The following is a 20,749-nucleotide window of genomic DNA, read 5'->3' as shown; positions in this document are numbered from 1 at the left end:
TACTATATTTAGTTTTAACTAACTAAATATTCATTGTTTTTTGCAAATCGATTAATGCGATCATTTTCTCGCCCACATTAACCAAACCAGCTACGTACTCGCAGCTATTCGACTCAGATAAACTAGGTACTGCTTTTGCGTCCTGCTCTGCAATGCTGTAAACATCAGACACCGCATCAACCGCAATTCCCATAATTTTACTGCCTTGTTCAAACTCAATTTTTACAACAATAACAACCGTTAATGAGCCATATTCCGCACTTGAAAGACCAAAACGTAACCGTAAATCTATTATGGGTACTATTGTGCCGCGTAAATTAATTACGCCTTTTACAAAATCAGGAGAGTTTGGTAGTTCGGTTATTTCTTCCCAACTACGAATTTCTTGAACAGTTAAAATATCAACGCCATATTCTTCATCGGCCATGATAAAGGTTAAAAATTGTTTGATTCCCTGCTCTTGCTGCAGGCTTAGTGCATTATTTAGCTCGCTTTTTTCAGCGTTCATTGAGCCTCCACAGCTATATGCTGATCAATAATAAGCTCTTGGCTTCCTGGCTTTTTCAGGCCTGATAGCTTTATTAAACCGCTTATATCTACAATTAGTGACACGCGCCCGTCACCTAAAATAGTGGCGCCAGATACACCATCAACCTTGTGGTAATTTGCCTCTAAGCTTTTAATAACAACTTGCTGCTGAGAGAGTAAATCGTCTACAAGTAAGCCCACTTTTTGATTATCTGTTTCAACAACAACAAGGAGAGTTTTATCTAAAGATTCAATGGCATTTTGATGATTAAAAATATCGTATAATCTTAAAATTGGAATGTATTCGTCGCGCAGCCTTAGTACATCAAGGTTTTTACCTACTCGGCTTACTTTTGTAATATCAATTTGCAGTGATTCAACAATAGAAATGAGTGGAATAATGTAAGTATGTTTAGCTACTTTAACGAGCTGCCCATCTAAAATAGCGAGTGTAAGGGGTAAACGTATCGTAAATGTAGAGCCAACGCCTGGGGCTGAGGTAACCTCAACAGAGCCATTTAAAGACTGAATATTTCGTTTAACAACATCCATCCCTACACCACGACCAGATAAGTCACTCACCTCATCCATCGTTGAAAAACCAGGCATAAAAATTAGTTCGTTTACTTCATCATCACTTAAAATGCTATCGGCTGTAATTAGCTCATTAGCAATCGCTTTTTCCCTAATTTTTTTAGTATTGAGTCCTTGGCCATCATCCATAATTTCAATAACGATGTTACCGCCTTAATGAAACGCATTTAAAGTAACAGTGCCCACAGGATCTTTCCCCGCTGCAACTCTTTGCTCAACAGTTTCCAGGCCGTGATCGAGTGAATTTCTAACCAAGTGAACCATAGGATCTGATATTTTTTCCATGACCGTTTTATCAAGTTCCGTTTGCTCACCTATAAGCTTAAGCTCGACCTGCTTATTGAGCTTTTGTGCAATATCGCGAACCAAGCGAGGAAAACGACTAAAAACAAAGTTAATCGGCAACATACGAATTCGCATAACGTTTTCTTGTAAGTCGCGAGTGTTATGCGCAAGCTGTGCGAGCCCTTCTTGAAGTGAGGTAATTGTGGCGGGTGTTATTTCTTGCTCGCTTAGCTGATTAAGCATGGCTTGGGTAATAACCAGCTCACCAACCATATTTATTAGCGAATCAACCTTATCGATTCCTACTCTTATTGAGGTTGACTCAGGCGTCGTTACAGGCTTTTTATCATTGCTTTGAGCCTTAGGCTTTGCTGGAGTGGCTGCAGGTTGAGTAGTGCTCGACTCTTCATTTTTTAAAGTACACTCATCGCTCACAACTGAATGTTTAACATCATTGTTTTGGGAGTCGTTCGTAAATAGGCCGCCGCACAGCTCAATGCTTATATCTGCGTCATCTTCTACCCACTCAAATATCTCATTTATTGCTTTTTTATCTTTGGCTGTATTTAAAAAAAAGCGCCAATGTAAGAAGCATTCATCGCTGCTCAACTCTGTTATATCGGGTACTTCATCATAAAATACATGTGTTTCTAATTCGCCTAACTCAGCCAGCTCGCTGATCATAAATAATGGCTCATTACCGGTTTTAAAAAGGTGCTGGTACGGCTTAAAATCTATTTGGTAAGTATTACTGCCGGTATCTTTAGCACCGGCTAGTTGCACAGATGCTTCTGCGTCACTATTTATTTCAAGCACTTGTTCAAACTGTAAGCGTAATGCATTGGCTTCATTTAAATCAGGCTCTTGCTCGCTTTGTAATGCAGCAAGCAACCCTCGTAAACAGTCAACTGCTTTAAGAAGTAAATTAACATGCTCGGTACTTAGCTCACGCTCCCCTTGGCGTATTTGATCAAGTAGTGTTTCAAGCACGTGAGTAAAGTCGGCAACGGAGGTAAAACCAAACGTGCCACTGCCGCCTTTTATTGAGTGTGCGGCTCTAAAAATCGTGTTTATAGTTTCTAAGTCTTCCTCACCTGGCACCAAATTTAAAAGCTCGGCCTCCATGGTATCTAGGCCTTCAAAACTCTCTTCAAAGAAAACTTCAAAAAATTGACTTAAATCTATGCTCACACTGCGCTCCCTAGCGAATAACCTTTTTAATTACCGCTAACAACTGATCAGGATTAAAAGGTTTTACAATCCAACCTGTAGCACCTGCGGCTTTTCCCTCTACTTTTTTATCAAGCCCAGACTCTGTTGTGAGCATAAGCAATGGCGTAAATTTATAATTAGGTAAGGTGCGCAGCTCTCTTATTAATGTAATACCGTCCATAATAGGCATGTTTACATCGGATATTACCGCATCAAAATCTTGCTGCTTTGCAATTGCTAAAGCTTCGCTACCATCTTTTGCTTCGGTTACATCAAACCCTGCTGTTTTTAGGGTAAAACTCACCATTTGACGCATTGATGCAGAATCATCAACCGCTAAAATTCTTTTCATATAAACCTCTAACCTTTACTTTCGAGTATTAAATATTGACTTAAACCGAGTTGATTAACGGTATGCGTTAACGCTTCGCTGCTGCCAACCCAAATTATTTTATGATGGATGGTTTGCAGGTGTTTTTGTAGGGAACATAAAAGTTGAATTGAAGCAGTGTCAGCAGATCTAACATCACTAACGTCAATGCAAATATCATCATTGCTATTGAGTTCTTGGAGTAAATCTTGATGTAGAGTCTCAACTTGCGTGATGGCAAGTTCACTGGGTAGCTTTAGCATTTTTTTGGGACTTTCCCTGTCAATTCAATTCATAACAAAAGCTTAGACCTAGTTATTGAAATTGCCATAAAAGGGTAAAAAAAAATTATAATACCAATTCGCTTAATTAAGTGATCTATTTTGAGGGTGGAAAAACGTGTTGATAGGTAGGCAAAAAATTCGCTATTTAGTTGTTCTAAATGAGAGTTTTTTAACGCAGATAGCGATACGTTTAGCCCCGCAAAATGATTAAGTATTATTGCGGATTGGTATAAATGCATTAAAAATACAAAAAAGGAGCATAAAGCTCCTTTAAAATTCATTAAAAGTTAAAAACTAGTTTTTAGAGTCGTCAGCTATTTTTATAAACTCTTCTGTTAATTGTGAGGCATTGATTAACGGTACGCTGCCTTGTTTAAATTCAGGCTTAAAAATAGCTCTTACAGCACCGTTTTGATCAACCAGTGCCACAGATGCGCTATGATCAACTGCATATTCTGATTCGTTAGAATCGCTTATAGCGTAAATTAAGCCAAGCTCCCTTACTAAAGGAAATAGGTCTTTATGGGGACCTGATACAGCTAAAAAGTCAGGATTAAAATAATCTATATAAGCTTTTCGTTTTTGTGCTGTATCTCGCTTAGGGTCGACCGACATAAACCAAATTTGTAGCGGGTAATCGTTGTGCAAATTTTTATAAACATTGTTTAGCTTCACAAGGGTCAATGGGCAAATATCGGGGCAACTTGTATAACCTAAAAATACTAAATTCCATTGCCCTAAAAACTGCGCTTTAGTAACTAACTCTCCATTTTGATTATTGAGCTTAAAGTCCGACAGTGGTTTTGCGGTTTCGTAAACTAACGCATCTACATCAGGGGGGCTATTTTTATCTGAACAGGCTGATAAAAATAGCATTAAAACAATACTAAAACAGAGCTTTAATCGCATCATAAAGGGAGCCATTTATCTATAAATAATACGACAAAGAGTACCATTAAATGAATGATTGAAAAACGAAATAAGTCCATAGCAGTTTCATCGTTTCCGGCAATTTTTAACTTAACGGCTTTGTATATGAATACTGCATTTAATGCACAAGCTCCAATTAAATATATTAATCCCGACATACCAATTAAGTAAGGTAATACACATACAACGGCCAGTAAAACAGAATAGGCAACCACACATGTTTTACAAAAATCTATTCCGTGAGTAACAGGTAACATGGGTATTTTAGCTCGTTCATAATCACTTTTACGGGCTATCGCAAGCGCCCAGAAGTGCGGTGGTGTCCAGGTAAAAATAATCATTACAAGTAACCATGGAGCGGCTGCCATTTGGTCTGTTTCAGACACCCAACCAAGCAACGGAGGCATAGCGCCCGCTAAACCACCAATAACAATATTTTGCGGAGTGGCACGTTTTAAAAATGAAGTATACACAAAGGCATAGCCAACCAATGCAAATAAAGTCAGTATTGCGGTCAGTGTATTTGCCCACACCATCAGCATAATAAAACCTGCTACGCCAATAGCAGCTGCAAAACTAAGTGCGTGGGTCTTACTCAAACGCCCTTTAGCAACAGGACGATGACGCGTACGCGCCATTTTTGAGTCTATCTCGCTGTCAACAACGTGATTGATCACCGCAGCTGCCGCAGATAGTAAACCAATACCTAATAAACTCGTAAATTGTACAGCTATGCCTCTACCTACATCTGGAGCCAGCGCTAAGCCTACCCAAGCTGTTAATACGAGCATAGCCACAACCTTAAATTTGCTGATAGCTAAGTAATCTTGCAGTAAATTATAAGTACGATTAATTAAAGGTAGCGAGCTCTCGCCTTGTAGTGCTTTTTTATCAATTGTAAGTGCCATAACAATTCCCCCTTTATGTGCGTGACTTTAGGTAGTAACACAACCTAACCATTGTTAATAATAGTATGGCAGCCATTAAATTGTGCGCCAGTGCTACCCCTAACGGAAAGTGCCAATGCACCACCGCAAGCCCTAAACTTATCTGACAAAGTAAGGCAACAAGTACGCTAACCACACAATTTTTTATTTTTTGAGAGTATGCTTGGCTGTATATTCGCCACATTATAAAAGCTAAAACAACACACGTTACAAGCGCCCAAATACGATGCAATAAATGTATAGACATACGCGCTTGTTGCGACAACACACCAAACTCGTAATTACTGTGCTCAAGGGGTAACTGAAATACACTACTGAGCGAAAATGGTTGAGCGTAGCTACACAAAGGTAAACCATTACAATGCGGTGCCGCATAATTTGCAGCAAGCCAACCGCCAAGCGCTATTTGAATAATGAGCACACCTAGCGCGACTAGACTCAAGCTAAAATACCTTTTTGCGCCGCTGTCTCCACCCATTATAGGTTTGGCTGTTAAGCGTAAATACAAAAGTGTAATTAGCGATAAAATACTAAAGCCACCTAATAAATGGCCCATCACAATAAGTGGCTGTAAGTTCATGGTTACAGTCCACATTCCAAGTGCGGCCTGAAATACTACAAGTAAAAGTAAAGCCAGAGGCAACTTAACGGGTGTAGTTGGATATTGGCGCTTTAAAAAGGCCAATATAAACAAACCTAAAATAAGTAAACCTAAGGCACCTGCAAAATAACGATGGATCATTTCTTTCCACGCTTTTGCGGTTTCAAACATCATGTCGGGGTAGCTTTGAGTAGCGAGTGCTATATCAGCTTCATGTTTTGGGACGGTTAAAAAACCATAACAGCCGGGCCAATCTGGGCAACCAAGGCCTGCATCACTTAGTCGGGTGTAGGCACCCAATGCCACTACAACTAAAGCAAGTAAGCCTGTTATTAATACATAGTTTTTATAATTTTTATACATTAAATACTCCAACTTAAGTAAGCTTAGCAATTAGCTCGAACGAGAATAATTAAGTAATTTTTTTAGATCTTTTAATAAACCTTTTTGTACTAAACGGTTTTCTTGTGGCTGCGTTTTAAAAGGATATTCAAGAACTACAAGCCCCATATGATCGATTAAATACAAGCTGGCTGGCTTTAAATTTTGTTGGCCGCTTATCATTTTCCAAGGCAGTTTTTTATCATTAACGATCCCCATCACCGCCATATCGACCTTGCCTTGGTTTTTACCCAATGCCACATATAAATTATCTAGCGCACTTAGTTGTTCATTACATGCACTGTTACACTCTGCGGAGTAATTTAGAGCAATCGTCCACTGTTTGGGGCTGTTTTTTTGCCAATTAGTAAGCTTTACTTCTTGTTTTAAAAACTCACCATGATTTGTTATCGCCGTTGGTAACCAATCAAATTTAAGTGCACCATATGCTAGAGCTAGTGGTATGGCGCAGCAGATTACAAATAATAAAAGTGGTTTATTTTTCATTTTGTGTCCTTTTTTTACTTGCAAAAACAGCCACGAATACACAAGCAATGGCGATTAAAAACCACTGTACTGCGTAGGCATGATGTTTTTGCGGGCTCATAACAACAGCTTTATAATGAGGAGTAGCTAATTCATCCCCTTCACCTTGCCTATAAGCCATGTAGTTAACGAGTTTTTGCTGACTGGTTTGGCTTAGCTTATTAAGGTCAATATTTTGAATTCTAATATTGGAGGGAGCAGCTTCGCGTTCAAGCGTAAAGCCACTGAGGTTGCTCTCTTTTATTTGTGCAATTAATGTAAAGCGCTTAGTAGGAAGCTTTATTTTTGGTAATTCACTTCGAGATAACGGAGCCTTAACCCAGCCAAGGTTTACCAAAATAGTGTGGGAGTCATCTGCTGGTTTAAACAAGATTAATAAGTCGTATCCGACTTGCCCGTTATAAACTTGATTATCTAACAGCCAATATTGCCCTTGAATAAATGCCCCAGTTAATTCAACCAACACCCCTGTTTTATTCCAGTTAGATGGTAAATTAGTAAGTTGCTGCCAACTCATAACACCTTGGGTTTGCAATTTTTCAATAGCCGTTAACTGCTGCTGTTTTTGCTCAGCTCTTTGTAGCTGCCAAAACCCTAAGCGCACACAAATAAGTACCACAACCGCCACCATACAAAGTGTGATTATTGAGCTAAGCTTTTGTTTGTGCCATAAAACTAACTGCATAAGGTTCAACCCAGTGATTATTAAAATTATTATCGTACTGTTGTTATTGTTTATACTTTTTAACTTATTTAGAGCTTTATTTATTATGGTATCGGGTAAAACAAATGGACGGCCTATGTCTCACTTTTTAGGCCGCCGCGTGATATTTTCGGTTGTTGTATTAATTATGGTAATTGCCGCACTTAAATTTGGCTTTATTAAAGCTAATAATTCCCCAATAAATGCTACAGCACATATACAAATACAAATAAACATAGCCATACCACATCTACAAAATGCCAGTACCAAGCAGCAGCTTGAAATGCAAAATGCTTATCTTTAGTAAAGTGCCCTTTTAATATTCGTAAAAAAATAACCAGCAACAGTACAGTGCCAAGGGTTACATGCATGCCATGAAAACCAGTCAATAAAAAGAACGTATTACCGTAAACACCGGCATCAAGCGTTAAATTTAAATCGTTATAGGCGTGTATATACTCCTCAACTTGCAAAGCCAAAAAGCAAACACCTAATAAAATAGTTGCCCCTAGAAATACTTTAAGTGTCGTACGTTTATTGTTTTCCATTGCTACGTGGGCAAAATGCAAAGTAACCGATGAAGCGAGTAATATAAGCGTATTAATAAGCGGTAGGCCTTGCCAACCCATAGCTTGAGTTGTATCCCCTGCTGGCGTTGTCACTAGCGGCCAAACCGCTTCAAAAGTGGGCCACAAAACCTCGTTAGTCATCGCATTATTGCCAGCCCCACCTAACCAAGGCACAGATAGTATTCGGGCGTAAAATAAAGCGCCAAAAAAGGCCATAAAAAACATTACTTCAGAAAAAATAAACCAGCTCATACCTTGTCTGAACGAACGATCCATTTGCGCTGAATATAAGCCTTGATCGGACTCAGTAATTACATTTTTAAACCAGCTATAAAGCATGTATAAAAGCACGGCAATACCAACGTATAGCAAGTAAACGCCGCTCCCACCTCCTTCTTTTGAGGCACTCATAACCGTTAATGCAGCACCTACCGCAATAAAAAATAAAGCAATAGCGCCCACTATTGGCCACGGGCTTTGCTCTGGTACGTAGTAATTTTCATATTCTTGATTCATGTTACTTGCTCCTAGTTTTACACTAGACATGCAGGCTAGTTATTGCTCGCTACTAGCTGCTCACTAATATCAAATACGGTGTACGATAAAGTTAGCTCTTCTATATCGGTTGGTAATGCGGTATCGACATAAAAAAGTAGTTTAAACTCAAGTTCCTCCCCTGCTTTTAGCGGTTGCTGATCAAAGCAAAAACAGGCAATTTTATGTAAATACTTAGCCGCTTTACCGGGAGAAACCGAGGGCACAGCTTGCATTACTTTATCGAGGTTACTGTTATTTTTAGCGCTAAACATTACCTCACGCATAGCACCGGGTTTAACAGCAACACTGTATTCTTTTGACTTAACAACAAATGGCGCGCCACTTTGCGCATGGGTTGTAAAACTCACCCCTATTTCTCGGTTTTGAGTAACCTGTGTACTTAGCTTTGCTTGCTCAAGCGATGGCTTACCATTTAGCCCTGTTACATCGCAAAATACGTCGTATAAGGGCACTAAGGCAAAAGCAAAAGCAAACATACCTATGCAAATAAGTACTAAGCGTTTAAGTAGCGGCGCGTGAGTCATTACTTAATTTCCGGTGGTGTAGAAAAGGTATGATACGGCGCTGGCGATTCAACTTCCCACTCTAAACCTTCGGCACCATCCCACACTTTTGCAGGCACTTTATCGCCACCTCGGGCGCACTTAATTACCACGGCCACAAATAAAAGCTGCGATAAACCAAATGCAAACCCACCAATACTAATAATGGCGTTAAAATCGGCAAACTGCAGCGCATAATCTGGAATACGCCTGGGCATACCGGCAAGCCCTACAAAATGCATAGGAAAAAACAGTACATTTACACTGACAAGCGATAGCCAAAAATGCCATTTAGCCAAGGTAATATTAAACATATTACCGGTCCATTTAGGCAGCCAGTAATAAGCACCCGCCATTATCGAAAAGATGGCCCCGGTTACTAATACATAGTGAAAATGCGCCACCACAAAGTACGTATCGTGATACTGAAAATCAGCAGGTGTAATGGCTAACATCAACCCAGAAAAGCCTCCTAAGGTAAACAGCACAATAAAGGCAATACTAAATAGCATGGGGACTTCAAAGCTAATTGAGCCTTTCCACATGGTCGCTACCCAGTTAAATACTTTTACTCCAGTTGGCACCGATATAAGCATCGTTGCGTACATAAAAAATAATTCGCCAGCCACCGGCATACCTGTGGTAAACATGTGGTGAGCCCATACAATAAAACTAAGTAGCGCAATGGATGAGGTGGCGTACACCATGGACGCATAACCAAATAGTTTTTTACGTGAAAAGGTAGGTACTATGGTCGATATAATGCCAAAAGCTGGCAAAATCATGATGTATACTTCAGGGTGACCAAAAAACCAAAATATGTGCTGAAACATAACCGGGTCGCCACCGCCGGCCGCATCGAAAAAGCTAGTAGCAAAGTATTTATCAGTGAGTACCATGGTCACAGCTCCCGCAAGTACAGGCATAACAGCAATTAACAAAAATGCAGTTATTAGCCATGTCCACACGAATAACGGAAGCTTCATCCATGTCATACCCGGAGCACGTAAATTAACTATGGTCACAATTACATTGATTGCCCCCATAATTGAGCTGATACCCATAATATGAACGGCAAATACAAACAACGCAGTATTATCGTTACTGTAAGTAGTTGAAAGGGGAGCGTAAAAAGTCCAGCCGAATGCAGGCCCACCGCCAGGCATAAATAAAGAAGCCAGCAGGATTAAAAATGCGAAGGGTAATATCCAAAAGCTCCAGTTATTCATTCTTGGTAGTGCCATATCTGGCGCACCAATCATTAATGGCACCATCCAGTTAGCAAGGCCGGTAAAGGCTGGCATAACCGCACCAAATACCATAATCAAGCCATGTACAGTGGTCATTTGATTAAAAAAATGAGGCTCAATTAGCTGTAACCCAGGTTGAAATAATTCGGCCCTAATGACCATAGCCATAGCGCCGCCAATTAAAAACATAGTCAGCGAAAAAATTAAATATAAGCTGCCAATATCTTTATGATTGGTTGTATATAACCAGCGCTTAAAGCCTTTTGCAGGATGATGACCGTGGTGAGCTTCATTGGCGTTAGATTGTTCTACTATGCTACTCATTAGTTCGCCTCCCCATCAGCATCAAGTGCTGCCTGAATCTCACTAGGTTGAATTACATCACCCGTATCGTTACCCCACGCATTGCGTTTGTAGGTAATGACTGCCGCAAGTTGTTTTATTGATAGTTGTTTAGCAAAAGCTTGCATTGCAGTACCAGGGCGACCATGGATCACAATATCAATGTGATCTTTTATATCACCAAGCACAACGGGGCTGCCTTTAAGTGCAGGAAATACGCCCGGTAAGCCCATGCCCGTTGGCTGATGACACGCGGCGCAACTTGCCATATACACTTGCTCGCCTAAAGTCATTAACTCTTCTTTAGGCAACGTTTGATCAAGCAGAGCTGCATCGGCTAATGCCGCTTTTTGCTTTGCTTGTTTTGAATCAGCAAGCCAAGCATTAAAATCTTCCTGCGATTTTGCCTCAACCACCACTGGCATAAAGCCATGATCTTTACCGCACAGCTCAGCGCACTGTCCTCGGTAAATACCTTCTTCGTTAATGTTGGTCCATGTTTCGTTTATGAAGCCGGGGTTTGCATCTTTTTTAACAGCAAAGTCAGGTACCCACCAAGAGTGAATAACGTCATCTGAGGTCATTAAAAAACGTACTTTTTGATTAATTGGCAGCACTAATGGCTTATCAACTTCAAGCAAATAATTTGGATTTTTATCTGCAAGGTTGGCTATTTCATCTTGAGGGGTAGATAAAATTGAGTAAAACGCGACATCCTCACCCATGTATTCGTAATGCCACTTCCACTGCGAACCCGTAATTTTAATGGTTAAATCAGCTTTGCTGGCATCTTCCATTGCAATAAGTGTTTTAGTGGCAGGGATTGCCATGGCAATTAAGATAACAAATGGGATGGCAGTCCAAAGTATTTCTACTTTAGTACTTTCATGAAATTGGGCAGGTACTGCCCCTTTAGATTTACGGTGATGAATAAGTGCCCAAAACATAATTGCGAACACTATCACCCCAATCACACAACATATTAAAAATATGGTCATGTGTAGCTGATATACATTATTGCTTATATCGGTTACGCCTTTGCGCATATTGTATTGGCTATTTGCCATTACATGCTGCGGAAAAACAATCAATACAAACCACAAGGTAGAGGTCAGTTTACCCATGTGACGGCTCCTTTGATGCTATTGCGAGTGCAAAGCGAAGAGGCATACGGCTTAAACGCCTATTCGTTATTTTTATTATTTAACCAATCTTATTTGTTTCAATTGGTATTGCTGTGCCAACAAAGATTTTGTGTATATTGTGTGTTCTCAAAACTAAAAGCTGTGAGTTATTGTTAGCCCAGCAAATTAACAATTAGCTAAAAAACATACAACAAGCAAGTTTCAGTATAAAAAACAAACAAGTTGTATTTTAAAATTAGCCTTAATTACACCAACATAAATACAAATTTAATAATCAAAAAACGAGCAAAAATAGGGGGTGTATCACATAAAAGAAGAGTTAAGTACGAGTGCAAAAAAGTTTACAGCTTAGATAACTTTATGTCTGCTTTAGTATTGCTAAAAGGTGGGTTGTTAAAACAAAAATGCACACTAAAAAGTGCGCATTTATAAATTTACTATCTAATATATGCTAGAAATTACATCCAATCGGCGTTTCTGATTACACCTACCGCTAAGCCTTCAATATTAAAAGACTCATTTTCAAGGTCTACTTCTATTGGCGTAAACTCTTCGTTTTCGGCGTGTAATAATACTTTACGGCCTGCTTTTTCTAGGCGTTTTACGGTTACATCTTCATCTACTCGTGCAACCACAACTTGTCCGTTTTCAGCGGTTTGAGTGCGATGTACAGCCAGTAAATCGCCATCCATAATACCAATGTCTTTCATACTCATGCCATTTACACGAAGTAAAAAATCGGCGGCAGGTTTAAACATCAAAGGGTCTATTTTGCAGTGGCTCTCAACATGTTCTTGCGCCAAAATAGGAGAACCTGCAGCAACACGCCCTATAAGTGGTAGGCCTAACTGCTCTGGCTCTTCTTCTTCAATTAATTGAATTCCACGGCTGGCGCCTGGCTTCATCTTAATTACACCCTTTTTAGCAAGCGCTTTTAAGTGCTCTTCTGCTGCATTAGCACTTTTAAAACCTAATGTTTGCGCTATTTCGGCACGTGTAGGAGGCATACCAGTGTCTTTAATAAAAACTTTAATGAGTTCTAGTATTTGAGCTTGGCGTTTCGTTAATGGTCGCATACAACTGGTTTTCCATACAGTACATTTAACTGTGAGTATATACAGTTAAATAAAAATCGCAAATTTAAATTGTGCTTTAAAATAGCTAAACTAAAAGCATGTGTGTACATTTTAGGCATTTATAAAATTCACATTTATGAAATGCAATAAACTTGGTTTTAATTCAAAGGAGTAATCATGAGTATTTGGCACCAACCCATCACTTTAGAGCTTTGCAAACAGTTAGAAGAAGGCATTGACGGCCAAGGCACATTAATGAAAACCATGGGTATTGAAGTCACAGAAATTAGTGATGATTACCTAGTTGCCACTATGCCTGCCATACCTGAACATCATAATCCTATGGGTATGGTTCACGGTGGTGCAAATGTAGTACTTGCTGAAACAGTAGCAAGCTATGCTGCTAATTTTGTTGTCGACTTTACAAAATTTTATTGTGTAGGGCAGGAAATTAGCGCAAGCCATTTAAAAGCGTCTCGCAATGGTACTTTAACTGCAACCGCTAAGGCTTTCCATATAGGTAAACGTAGTTCTGTGTGGGAAATAAAAATAACAAATAGTCGCAATGAGCTATGCTGCGTATCAAAAATGACCGCAGCAGTTGTAGAGCGCAGGTAATTACTTCTTTTTATTTTTCGATAGGATAAATCGTAATTTCCATACCTGCACCAATCGCAGATATACGGAGCAGTGTGTCTGCATGTAGGGCTTGGTTAAAGCACTTAGGTGACGTGCCCGATTCAAAGCCAATATCAAACGTTCTTCGCGAGCAGCTTAGCCATTGTTTAAGCGCATTACGTGAACACGACTCAATAAGCTCGCACAAGTGGTTAATAGCTTTATCTGGTGTTGATATTTCACCTGAGGCTTCAATACGCGCAAGTTGACGATATTCGTCTTTATCATAATGCAAAACCGTCGCGTTTTTCTTTAAGTCTGCCACTAAGGCGCTAATATCATGTTTAGACTCAAGCTCTAGATCTACATTTAAAAATTGAATTTCCGACATTGTCTGCTTTTTACCCTCTTATAGTTTCATCGCAAACTTTAACGCAGTTTTACTTTTATACCAAATTAACAAAGCAGTAATCCTTGCTTTATCTTCATAAATGCACTTTTTAACGCTTTTGGCACCTAACTTGCTCGTTTTAATTAAGCTGGCTTAATTGCTTAGTTTTACAATTAAACAATGAAATTAATACACACACTGTGTAAGTAACGATTTTTAAGGAGCATTAAAATGGTAGATCATGGTCCACAAATTAAAAACGACGATCAGTACGATGCACTTCGCGATGAGGGCATGAGTAAACAAAAAGCAGCACGTATTGCCAATAGCAATACCCATAAAACAGCTGTTAAAGGCGGCAAAGCCTCTCAGTATGAGCAACGTACAAAAAAACAGTTATACGACAAAGCAAAAGAGGTGGGTATTAGCGGGCGATCTAAAATGAACAAACAAGAGCTAATAAATGCCCTGCGTGAAAGCTAAAATTAACTAAAATCTATTGATGTCATTAAAGCCTCATATTTATAAACTTATGAAAAACTGCGACAAAATGCCGCAGCAAAAGCGTGGGAAGCTATAATAAACTAACGCTAAAAATAATAAGAAGATAAATATGAGCAAAAAAATATTTAAGCGTGCACGCAAATTACATAAGTGGCTAGGCTATTTACTTGCCTTACAAGTTTTAGCTTGGCTTTTAGGCGGCTTAGTTATGAGCGCTATTCCACTTGACTATGTGCACGGCAAACACCTTGCTAAACGCACACTTACAAACCCATTTACACAAGCAGACTACCCTGCATCACTCGATGATATTACTTCACAAATGGCCAACCCCACTCAAATAATATTTGAAAACTTTTTAACTACTCCCCTTATTACTGTTATCAATAATACCGAACAGCAAAGCTTTAATGGTTTAACGGGTCGCCCTTTTGAACCACCCACTAAAATACAAATTACCGCTAATGCGCAGGCTCATTTACTCATCGACGCTAAGCCAATTAGTACAACGCTTTTAAAACAAGGTACTCGAGAGGTCGGATACAAAACAAATGTGTGGCAAGTACAATTTAACGACACCTTTAATACCACGCTGTATTTAAATGCGATTAACGGCAAAGTAATTACTGTTCGCAGCACTCTATGGCGTATATTCGACTTTTTTTGGATGCTGCACATAATGGATTACGACGAGCGAGAAGATTTTAACAACCCGTTACTAATCAGCTTTGCAGCCACCAGCGTGCTATTTTGTTTATGCGGCATGTTGCTACTTTTGCAAAACTTAAGGCTTAAAAGGATTTTTAAATAGGTTTATATTTTAATTTCAAGGCTTTAAACTAGCGCCTCCTGTAGTTCACGTATGTGATGGATATGCTTAAATTTATTTTAGCCTTTGTGGCTTGTTGTATTTGTTTTTCGGCATCGAGTGAAGAATTCACCCGTTTTTCAACGGCTAAAAGACACTTAATTAAAACCCTGCCTAATAACGCCAAAAGCCTCTACTGCGGCTGCGACATTAAAAAACAAGGTAAAAAACTAGTGCCAGATCCAACGGGTTGTGGTTATGTGCCTCGTAATACATTTACCCGCTCAGGCAAAGTAAACCAGCGCGCTTTACGTATTGAATGGGAGCATATAGTGCCCGCGTGGGAGTTTGGCCACCAGCTACAATGCTGGCAAGACGGCGGACGCAAAAACTGCCGAAAGGTCAGTGCTAAATTTAGGAAAATGGAAGCCGACATAAACAACTTAGCCCCCGCTATTGGCGAAATTAACGCAGATCGCTCTAACTATCGCTTTGGTATGCTTAGCGAAAACGCTACACAATATGGCCGCTGCGAAGTAAAAGTTAACTTTAAACAACGCGTAGTAGAGCCACCATTTTATGCCCGTAAGCGCATTGCCGACACCTACGCTTATATGAAAAAAACATACGGTTTAAAAATATCAAACAAACAACAAAAGCTATTTGATGCGTGGCAAAGACAAGCGTTTGCTAATAAAAGTAGCGCAAGCAAGCTCTAAAAAGCCTGGTTTGTACACTCATTTACATAAATCAGGGCCAAATACGTTGAATAAATAGGCGGGTGTTGTAGTATTTTAAACAACTTATTTACAAAAAGTAGTTTTGTATGTTTAAAAATAATAAAGCATCACTCGCTATTATTGCTGCACTTTCAGGCCTAACGCTTGCTGGCTGTGGCGGTGGTAGCAGCATGGATACAACACCAAACCCAGTAGTCCCCCCCCCTGCTAGTTCAGCCCCAACTTGGACTGCTGGAGTATTTGAGCCATCGGATGATTTAAAAAACTTTTGCGAAACACCGCGCACAGGTAACGATCCGTTTAATAATAATGAGCCTTACCCAGACCAAGCAGGCTCAGCACTTTACGAAAAACTTTGGCTTCGCTCGTGGAGTGACGAAACCTACCTTTGGTATGACGAAATTACCGATAACGACCCTGAGTCTTTCGATACGGTAGCTGAGTACTTTGCTCAGCTAAAAACCGAAGAACTGACTGACTCAGGCGATAAAAAGGATAACTTTCATTTTTCAGAGCCTTCTGAGGATTACTTTCAAGAAGCGCAATCGGGTGTTACCTCAGGTTATGGCATAAATTGGGCATTTATAGGCGACTCAGCCGATAGAATTCTGCGTGTTGCTTACCTTGAAGATGACTCACCAGCGAGCCAAATAGGCTTTCAACGAGGCGATACCGTACTTGAAGTTGATGGTATAAGTATAAATACCAACACACAAGCTGGCGTAGATACCCTAAACGAAGGTTTATTTAGCCCCACTAATGGCGATTCGCACACCATCGTTGTGCGCAGTAACGATGGCGCTGAAAAAACCTTTAACGTAACTGCTGGCAACATAGAGCAAACGCCTGTCCAAAACGTTAAAACCATTACCACTGCAAATGGCACAAACGTAGGTTATATGCAGTTTAATAGCCATATAGGGGTTGCCCAGGAAGGTTTAATTGCTGCGGTTAATAAATTTAAAACCGATAACGTAGAAGAGCTTGTTATCGACTTTAGATATAATGGAGGCGGTTTATTAGCGCTTTCTTCGCAGCTTGCCTACATGGTAGCTGGCAGTGCAAATGTGCAAAATCGTATTTATTATCAAACCCAGCAAAACGATAAACAACCCGTTGAATCGCCTTTTCCATTTATAGATGAAGAGATTGATTACTCAACCTTTTTTAGCACTGGTGAAAGCCTACCCGATTTAAACCTATCTAAGGTGTATGTGCTTAGTACGTCGGGCACTTGCTCAGCCTCAGAGGCGTTTATAAATGGCTTAAAAGGCATTGACGCAGAGGTAGTGCTCATTGGCGACACAACCTGTGGCAAACCATACGGCTTTACTCCAACTCATAACTGCGCAACAACCTATTACACGATTCAATTTAGTGGTGTAAACAGTAAAGGATTTGGTGAATATGCAGCAGGCTTTACGCCAACGCCTACACCGCAGTTTGATGCTGATGTAAAAGGCTGTGTAGTTAGTGACGACTTTGATAATCAATTAGGCGATCCAAACGAAGGGATACTCTCTACTGCGCTTTATCATATTGATAATAACGGCACGTGCCCTGTTAGCACCGCCTCTGCAAGTATTAAAACGCAAGTACAAAGCGCTGCTGGCGATAGCAAGCAACTATTACCTTTAAACGCACCTGATAACTTTAACCGTGGCAATATGGATTTAACATGGCCTACGTTAAATAAGGATAAGTAATGACAAAGCTAGTGGCAGTATTAACATTATTATTTATTGGAGGCTGTAACAGTATGAATAATGCCACTGCTAAGCCTGCGCTACTAACAGAGGTAAACCCAGGCGTTATAGCTACGCTGCAACAAGCGATTATAAAAGCTAAAGGTGGCAAGCTAGTTACGCTGGCCGACACTGTTTTTACTAAACGCAGCGAGCTTTTACTAAGCCATGGTACAAGTAAAGATTCAAATGGCATGCCCATAATGGGCGCGCATAATATAAAGTCTGAAAAATTTGTTTTACAAATAATCGGCAAGCAGTGCGTGCTTTATTATCCTAAAAAAGATATATCTATTGAGCTTAAAAACGTAAGTTGTAAAGCGCAATAAAATACTATTAAAAAGGCACACAGCATTAATACTGTGTGCCTTTATCATTTTTCACTTGGTTTATAAGTCTTGATGCGGACCAAACACTTCGTAATGAATATGCTCGTTTTTAACGCCTAGTGCCAGTAACTGGCTTTTCACAAACGCCATAAACCCAGCGGGGCCGCATAAGTAAAAAGCGCCATTTTTAAGAGGTAACTGTGTTTTTATGGCCGCTAAACCCATTAGCCCAGTAAAATCAGCCCCCTCACTGCTTTGATTAAACCACGTCATAGTTTGCAAACAGTTATAAACCGTACTTAATTCATTTAAATAGTGTGCAAACGAGTGCTGCTGAGTATTTTCGCACGCATGTAAATACAGAATGTCGTGATTAGGGTTATCGCTTAATAACGTTTCGAGCATAGCAAGCATTGGCGTTTGCCCAACACCTGCTGAAATAAGTACCGTCGGTTGAGTACTATTGCGTAAAAAGAAATCTCCTGCAGGCGGGTATAGTTCAACTATGTCACCTTGAGCTAGTGAGTGTAAATAATTAGACACCATGCCAGGCTTTGGCTGTAGCTCTTTTTTAACACTAATACGGTAGTTTTTACCGTTACTTTTTTGCGAAATAGAATACTGGCGAATTTCTTCATATTCAGCGCCCTCTGGCTTAACTTTAATACCTAAATATTGGCCAGGTTTATGGGTAATAACCGCTTCGCCATCTACAGGCGTAAGTGTAAAGCTTGTTACTAGCTCAGATTCAACTTGCTTGTTGGTTATTTCAAATTGGCGAGTACCCACCCAACCACCCAGTGTGCTTTTACTGTGTTCATACAAAGCAGCTTCTTCGGTAATACAAATATCAGCAAGCAGTGCGTAAGCTTCACGCCATGCGTATTCTACATCTGGCGTAAACTGCTCTGGTATTAGCTCTTTTAAGGTGCCAATTAAATGAGCACCAACAATGGGGTAGTGCTCTGGTAAAATATTTAAACTGGTGTGCTTATGGTTAATGCGCGCTAATGCCTCTTTTAACACCGCTAAGTTATCAATATTTTGGGCGTATGCCGCTAAGGCGTTAAACAAAGCAAATTGCTGGCGGCCGGTGTCTTGATTCGCCATATTAAAAATATTTTTAAGCTCTGGGTTATGGCTAAACAAACGCTTATAAAAGTGATCGGTAACAACCGTGCCGGCTTGCGTTAATAACGGAACGGTGCTTTTAACAATCTCAATGGTTTTATCAGATAACATAATGTATTCCTGTAGGTAAACTAACCACGACGCCGCGTTAATATAGGTGTGCAGTAAATTAAAAATAACAAAAAAGCCACTAGCCACAGCAAAGCACTGATCTGCCAAGCAAAGTGTGGCCCAATAATTAAGGGGAGTATTGAGCGAGTAATCGCTGCCACCAGCACAAGAGCAAAAGCAACAGATATATAATTAGGGGTGCTAAGCGTACGCCCTGTATGACCAAGCGATACACGGGTCATCATGGCTAAAATCATCATCCCTATTGTGCCAATAGTGATAAGGTGGAGCGCATCTTTGAAGGGTATTACGCTTGTGTAAAAGCTAAATGCAATCATCATTAAGCCAACACCTAAAGCAAGATAAGAAAAATGCAAAGACCATAATAAAGGCACTTTTAGCACTTTTGCGTTCCACCAAAACCCAGATCGAATTAAGTGAAGCGCAGCAACTATTGCAACAATTAATGCAGGGCTAATTGAGCTTAAAAATAACTTACTGATAAAAAATAAAGTAATTGCCAATATTGATAAATACAGCAGTGCTTTATCAATTTTAGGAGTGCGTGTTTGCTCGCTGAGCAATAAACCTTTAGCAGTAAAAAAGGGAAGCACCCTTCCTGCAACAATGCCTACCAGTAAGCTAATAACGAGTACAGCGGTGTCAACCACAGCCAAAGCAAGCTGCAGGTTGCTATTTAAAACAAGTAGTAAATAAAGTGTATTGAGGGCGCACAACACACTTAAAATAGCTAAAAATTGATAGTTATTTTTACTGCGTGCTTTTAATAGCATATTAGCCAGCGCAGCAATTGCACCTATCCACCATGCTAGCTGCAGCACAATAACAGCCAATAAATTAATATTGGCAAAATCTGGCAGCACAATAAAAAAAGCTAAACGAGCAATTACCCATATTAAAGTAAGTAGCATAAGTGCTTTGCCACTTATACTTCCAACGCCCGTCCATGTTTGTGCCGCCGTAAGTAAAAAACCTACAGCAACCACTCCTGCAAAGCCAAACAGCATTTCATGAGCGTGCCAAAGTGTAGCTGGCATGGTTAAGTGCCAACTAGCATGGCCCGTTAAAATAAGTAACCAATACCCTATCGAAAAAAATGCCAGCAAACCGCCTGCTAAAAAGTAAGGTCTAAATGCAAGCATCCATAACGGCCATTTAGTTACGTGATGGATAGCTATGTGCGCTGGCATTGGCTCGGTTAAATTTAGTGGGCGCATTAGCGTACTTCCTGACCTAAACCATGTTGAGCAACACAACGCAGCACATAACTAACTTTTAAAATAGCTGCCACTACAATAGTGCTCATATGTGCTGATATTTGTACCTGCATCGAAAAGTACTCTGCATAGAGGTAGCTAATTAAAATACTTACAACTATACAAATAACGCTCAACCCTAATACGGCATTAGCAGTAAATAAAAGCGATTCAAAAAATGAGCCTAGCTCAACATTGTTGCTTACATTATTTATTGTAAATGTGTTCATAA

24 protein-coding genes and 1 pseudogene are annotated in these 20,749 nt (G+C 39.9%); 7 read left to right on the top strand and 18 right to left on the bottom strand.

Annotated features, from left to right (window positions below; genetic code table 11):
• Positions 1-22: 22 nt before the first annotated feature.
• The 9 genes and pseudogenes from ALFOR1_RS00885 to ALFOR1_RS00845 form a co-directional block, all read right to left on the bottom strand.
• Positions 23-508 carry a chemotaxis protein CheW gene (locus ALFOR1_RS00885; protein WP_058547940.1) on the bottom strand — a complete coding sequence of 162 codons (486 nt, stop codon included), beginning with the start codon at positions 506-508 and terminating at the stop codon, positions 23-25.
• Positions 505-2,598: pseudogene (locus ALFOR1_RS00880) on the bottom strand (chemotaxis protein CheA). Before ALFOR1_RS00880 ends, ALFOR1_RS00885 begins: the two are co-directional and overlap by 4 nt.
• Positions 2,599-2,608: 10 nt before the next feature.
• Positions 2,609-2,971, bottom strand: coding sequence for a response regulator (locus ALFOR1_RS00875; protein WP_058547942.1), 363 nt, complete (start codon positions 2,969-2,971; stop codon positions 2,609-2,611).
• 8 nt (positions 2,972-2,979) lie between these two features.
• Positions 2,980-3,252 carry an STAS domain-containing protein gene (locus tag ALFOR1_RS00870; protein WP_104641771.1) on the bottom strand — a complete coding sequence of 91 codons (273 nt, stop codon included), beginning with the start codon at positions 3,250-3,252 and terminating at the stop codon, positions 2,980-2,982.
• Positions 3,253-3,567: 315 nt separating this feature from the next.
• The gene (locus ALFOR1_RS00865; protein ID WP_104641770.1) at positions 3,568-4,185 is read right to left on the bottom strand and encodes an SCO family protein; all 618 of its coding nucleotides are present in this window, start codon (positions 4,183-4,185) and stop codon (positions 3,568-3,570) included.
• Positions 4,182-5,111 (bottom strand): heme o synthase, encoded by a 930-nt coding sequence (gene cyoE, locus ALFOR1_RS00860; RefSeq protein WP_104641769.1) that lies wholly within the window; start codon positions 5,109-5,111, stop codon positions 4,182-4,184. The genes ALFOR1_RS00865 and cyoE overlap by 4 nt, the downstream gene beginning before the upstream one ends.
• A gap of 13 nt (positions 5,112-5,124) precedes the next feature.
• Positions 5,125-6,114, bottom strand: coding sequence for a COX15/CtaA family protein (locus ALFOR1_RS00855; protein ID WP_058547946.1), 990 nt, complete (start codon positions 6,112-6,114; stop codon positions 5,125-5,127).
• A gap of 30 nt (positions 6,115-6,144) precedes the next feature.
• Positions 6,145-6,639 (bottom strand): transmembrane cytochrome oxidase associated protein, encoded by a 495-nt coding sequence (locus ALFOR1_RS00850; protein ID WP_104641768.1) that lies wholly within the window; start codon positions 6,637-6,639, stop codon positions 6,145-6,147.
• A complete protein-coding gene (locus ALFOR1_RS00845; protein ID WP_104641767.1) occupies positions 6,629-7,363 on the bottom strand; it encodes an SURF1 family protein in 735 nt (244 codons plus the stop codon). The genes ALFOR1_RS00850 and ALFOR1_RS00845 overlap by 11 nt, the downstream gene beginning before the upstream one ends.
• Here ALFOR1_RS00845 and ALFOR1_RS20645 point away from each other — a divergent pair.
• Positions 7,317-7,685 carry a DUF2909 domain-containing protein gene (locus ALFOR1_RS20645; RefSeq protein WP_319593425.1) on the top strand — a complete coding sequence of 123 codons (369 nt, stop codon included), beginning with the start codon at positions 7,317-7,319 and terminating at the stop codon, positions 7,683-7,685. The genes ALFOR1_RS00845 and ALFOR1_RS20645 overlap by 47 nt on opposite strands.
• Here the strand turns inward: ALFOR1_RS20645 and ALFOR1_RS00835 are convergent.
• The 5 genes from ALFOR1_RS00835 to lexA form a co-directional block, all read right to left on the bottom strand.
• Complete coding sequence (locus tag ALFOR1_RS00835; protein ID WP_058547949.1) at positions 7,588-8,466, bottom strand: cytochrome c oxidase subunit 3; 879 nt, start codon at positions 8,464-8,466, stop codon at positions 7,588-7,590. The two genes, ALFOR1_RS20645 and ALFOR1_RS00835, sit on opposite strands and share 98 nt — an antisense overlap.
• A gap of 35 nt (positions 8,467-8,501) precedes the next feature.
• Positions 8,502-9,032, bottom strand: coding sequence for a cytochrome c oxidase assembly protein (locus ALFOR1_RS00830; RefSeq protein ID WP_104641766.1), 531 nt, complete (start codon positions 9,030-9,032; stop codon positions 8,502-8,504).
• Positions 9,032-10,624 carry a cytochrome c oxidase subunit I gene (gene ctaD, locus ALFOR1_RS00825; RefSeq protein ID WP_104641765.1) on the bottom strand — a complete coding sequence of 531 codons (1,593 nt, stop codon included), beginning with the start codon at positions 10,622-10,624 and terminating at the stop codon, positions 9,032-9,034. Before ctaD ends, ALFOR1_RS00830 begins: the two co-directional genes overlap by 1 nt.
• On the bottom strand, positions 10,624-11,766 hold the full coding sequence (gene coxB, locus ALFOR1_RS00820; RefSeq protein WP_104641764.1) for a cytochrome c oxidase subunit II: 1,143 nt from the start codon (positions 11,764-11,766) through the stop codon (positions 10,624-10,626). Before coxB ends, ctaD begins: the two co-directional genes overlap by 1 nt.
• Positions 11,767-12,245: 479 nt before the next feature.
• Positions 12,246-12,863 carry a transcriptional repressor LexA gene (lexA, locus tag ALFOR1_RS00815; protein WP_058547954.1) on the bottom strand — a complete coding sequence of 206 codons (618 nt, stop codon included), beginning with the start codon at positions 12,861-12,863 and terminating at the stop codon, positions 12,246-12,248.
• A 177-nt stretch (positions 12,864-13,040) separates the two neighbouring features.
• Between lexA and ALFOR1_RS00810 the strand changes: the two genes are divergently transcribed.
• The gene (locus tag ALFOR1_RS00810; RefSeq protein ID WP_104641762.1) at positions 13,041-13,481 is read left to right on the top strand and encodes a PaaI family thioesterase; all 441 of its coding nucleotides are present in this window, start codon (positions 13,041-13,043) and stop codon (positions 13,479-13,481) included.
• Positions 13,482-13,491: 10 nt separating this feature from the next.
• Here ALFOR1_RS00810 and ALFOR1_RS00805 read toward each other — a convergent pair whose 3' ends face one another.
• Positions 13,492-13,872 carry a hypothetical protein gene (locus ALFOR1_RS00805; RefSeq protein ID WP_058547956.1) on the bottom strand — a complete coding sequence of 127 codons (381 nt, stop codon included), beginning with the start codon at positions 13,870-13,872 and terminating at the stop codon, positions 13,492-13,494.
• A gap of 231 nt (positions 13,873-14,103) precedes the next feature.
• Between ALFOR1_RS00805 and ALFOR1_RS00800 the strand changes: the two genes are divergently transcribed.
• The 5 genes from ALFOR1_RS00800 to ALFOR1_RS00780 all read left to right on the top strand — a co-directional run bounded on the left by ALFOR1_RS00800 (position 14,104) and on the right by ALFOR1_RS00780 (position 17,998).
• On the top strand, positions 14,104-14,355 hold the full coding sequence (locus ALFOR1_RS00800) for a DUF7218 family protein (RefSeq protein WP_058547957.1): 252 nt from the start codon (positions 14,104-14,106) through the stop codon (positions 14,353-14,355).
• Positions 14,356-14,485: 130 nt separating this feature from the next.
• The gene (locus tag ALFOR1_RS00795; RefSeq protein WP_104641761.1) at positions 14,486-15,187 is read left to right on the top strand and encodes a hypothetical protein; all 702 of its coding nucleotides are present in this window, start codon (positions 14,486-14,488) and stop codon (positions 15,185-15,187) included.
• A 56-nt stretch (positions 15,188-15,243) separates the two neighbouring features.
• Positions 15,244-15,903: an endonuclease gene (locus ALFOR1_RS00790; RefSeq protein ID WP_104641760.1), complete on the top strand. Its 660-nt coding sequence runs from the start codon at positions 15,244-15,246 to the stop codon at positions 15,901-15,903.
• 107 nt (positions 15,904-16,010) lie between these two features.
• Positions 16,011-17,630 carry a S41 family peptidase gene (locus ALFOR1_RS00785; protein ID WP_104641759.1) on the top strand — a complete coding sequence of 540 codons (1,620 nt, stop codon included), beginning with the start codon at positions 16,011-16,013 and terminating at the stop codon, positions 17,628-17,630.
• Positions 17,630-17,998, top strand: coding sequence for a hypothetical protein (locus ALFOR1_RS00780; RefSeq protein WP_104641758.1), 369 nt, complete (start codon positions 17,630-17,632; stop codon positions 17,996-17,998). The genes ALFOR1_RS00785 and ALFOR1_RS00780 overlap by 1 nt, the downstream gene beginning before the upstream one ends.
• Before the next feature lie 60 nt (positions 17,999-18,058).
• Here ALFOR1_RS00780 and hmpA read toward each other — a convergent pair whose 3' ends face one another.
• The 3 genes from hmpA to ALFOR1_RS00765 are packed head-to-tail and all read right to left on the bottom strand — an operon-like array spanning position 18,059 to position 20,747.
• Positions 18,059-19,240 carry an NO-inducible flavohemoprotein gene (gene hmpA / locus ALFOR1_RS00775; protein ID WP_104641757.1) on the bottom strand — a complete coding sequence of 394 codons (1,182 nt, stop codon included), beginning with the start codon at positions 19,238-19,240 and terminating at the stop codon, positions 18,059-18,061.
• 20 nt (positions 19,241-19,260) lie between these two features.
• On the bottom strand, positions 19,261-20,478 hold the full coding sequence (locus tag ALFOR1_RS00770; RefSeq protein ID WP_104641756.1) for an NnrS family protein: 1,218 nt from the start codon (positions 20,476-20,478) through the stop codon (positions 19,261-19,263).
• Positions 20,478-20,747 carry a hypothetical protein gene (locus tag ALFOR1_RS00765; RefSeq protein WP_104643593.1) on the bottom strand — a complete coding sequence of 90 codons (270 nt, stop codon included), beginning with the start codon at positions 20,745-20,747 and terminating at the stop codon, positions 20,478-20,480. The genes ALFOR1_RS00770 and ALFOR1_RS00765 overlap by 1 nt, the downstream gene beginning before the upstream one ends.
• Positions 20,748-20,749: the final 2 nt, after the last annotated feature.

It is taken from the genome of Pseudoalteromonas carrageenovora IAM 12662, from assembly GCF_900239935.1.
Taxonomy (GTDB): Bacteria; Pseudomonadota; Gammaproteobacteria; order Enterobacterales; family Alteromonadaceae; genus Pseudoalteromonas; species Pseudoalteromonas carrageenovora.
Note: the sequence above shows the minus strand (reverse complement) of the source record. Positions and strands in the feature narration are given on the sequence as shown.

Coding starts and splice junctions, on each gene's coding strand:
- ALFOR1_RS00885 (WP_058547940.1), bottom strand. CDS start 508: ATGAACGCTGAAAAAAGCGAGCTAAATAATGCACTAAGCCTGCAGCAA.
- ALFOR1_RS00875 (WP_058547942.1), bottom strand. CDS start 2,971: ATGAAAAGAATTTTAGCGGTTGATGATTCTGCATCAATGCGTCAAATG.
- ALFOR1_RS00870 (WP_104641771.1), bottom strand. CDS start 3,252: ATGCTAAAGCTACCCAGTGAACTTGCCATCACGCAAGTTGAGACTCTA.
- ALFOR1_RS00865 (WP_104641770.1), bottom strand. CDS start 4,185: ATGATGCGATTAAAGCTCTGTTTTAGTATTGTTTTAATGCTATTTTTA.
- cyoE (WP_104641769.1), bottom strand. CDS start 5,111: ATGGCACTTACAATTGATAAAAAAGCACTACAAGGCGAGAGCTCGCTA.
- ALFOR1_RS00855 (WP_058547946.1), bottom strand. CDS start 6,114: ATGTATAAAAATTATAAAAACTATGTATTAATAACAGGCTTACTTGCT.
- ALFOR1_RS00850 (WP_104641768.1), bottom strand. CDS start 6,639: ATGAAAAATAAACCACTTTTATTATTTGTAATCTGCTGCGCCATACCA.
- ALFOR1_RS00845 (WP_104641767.1), bottom strand. CDS start 7,363: ATGCAGTTAGTTTTATGGCACAAACAAAAGCTTAGCTCAATAATCACA.
- ALFOR1_RS00835 (WP_058547949.1), bottom strand. CDS start 8,466: ATGAATCAAGAATATGAAAATTACTACGTACCAGAGCAAAGCCCGTGG.
- ALFOR1_RS00830 (WP_104641766.1), bottom strand. CDS start 9,032: ATGACTCACGCGCCGCTACTTAAACGCTTAGTACTTATTTGCATAGGT.
- ctaD (WP_104641765.1), bottom strand. CDS start 10,624: ATGAGTAGCATAGTAGAACAATCTAACGCCAATGAAGCTCACCACGGT.
- coxB (WP_104641764.1), bottom strand. CDS start 11,766: ATGGGTAAACTGACCTCTACCTTGTGGTTTGTATTGATTGTTTTTCCG.
- lexA (WP_058547954.1), bottom strand. CDS start 12,863: ATGCGACCATTAACGAAACGCCAAGCTCAAATACTAGAACTCATTAAA.
- ALFOR1_RS00810 (WP_104641762.1), top strand. CDS start 13,041: ATGAGTATTTGGCACCAACCCATCACTTTAGAGCTTTGCAAACAGTTA.
- ALFOR1_RS00805 (WP_058547956.1), bottom strand. CDS start 13,872: ATGTCGGAAATTCAATTTTTAAATGTAGATCTAGAGCTTGAGTCTAAA.
- ALFOR1_RS00800 (WP_058547957.1), top strand. CDS start 14,104: ATGGTAGATCATGGTCCACAAATTAAAAACGACGATCAGTACGATGCA.
- ALFOR1_RS00795 (WP_104641761.1), top strand. CDS start 14,486: ATGAGCAAAAAAATATTTAAGCGTGCACGCAAATTACATAAGTGGCTA.
- ALFOR1_RS00790 (WP_104641760.1), top strand. CDS start 15,244: ATGGATATGCTTAAATTTATTTTAGCCTTTGTGGCTTGTTGTATTTGT.
- ALFOR1_RS00785 (WP_104641759.1), top strand. CDS start 16,011: ATGTTTAAAAATAATAAAGCATCACTCGCTATTATTGCTGCACTTTCA.
- ALFOR1_RS00780 (WP_104641758.1), top strand. CDS start 17,630: ATGACAAAGCTAGTGGCAGTATTAACATTATTATTTATTGGAGGCTGT.
- hmpA (WP_104641757.1), bottom strand. CDS start 19,240: ATGTTATCTGATAAAACCATTGAGATTGTTAAAAGCACCGTTCCGTTA.
- ALFOR1_RS00770 (WP_104641756.1), bottom strand. CDS start 20,478: ATGCGCCCACTAAATTTAACCGAGCCAATGCCAGCGCACATAGCTATC.
- ALFOR1_RS00765 (WP_104643593.1), bottom strand. CDS start 20,747: ATGAACACATTTACAATAAATAATGTAAGCAACAATGTTGAGCTAGGC.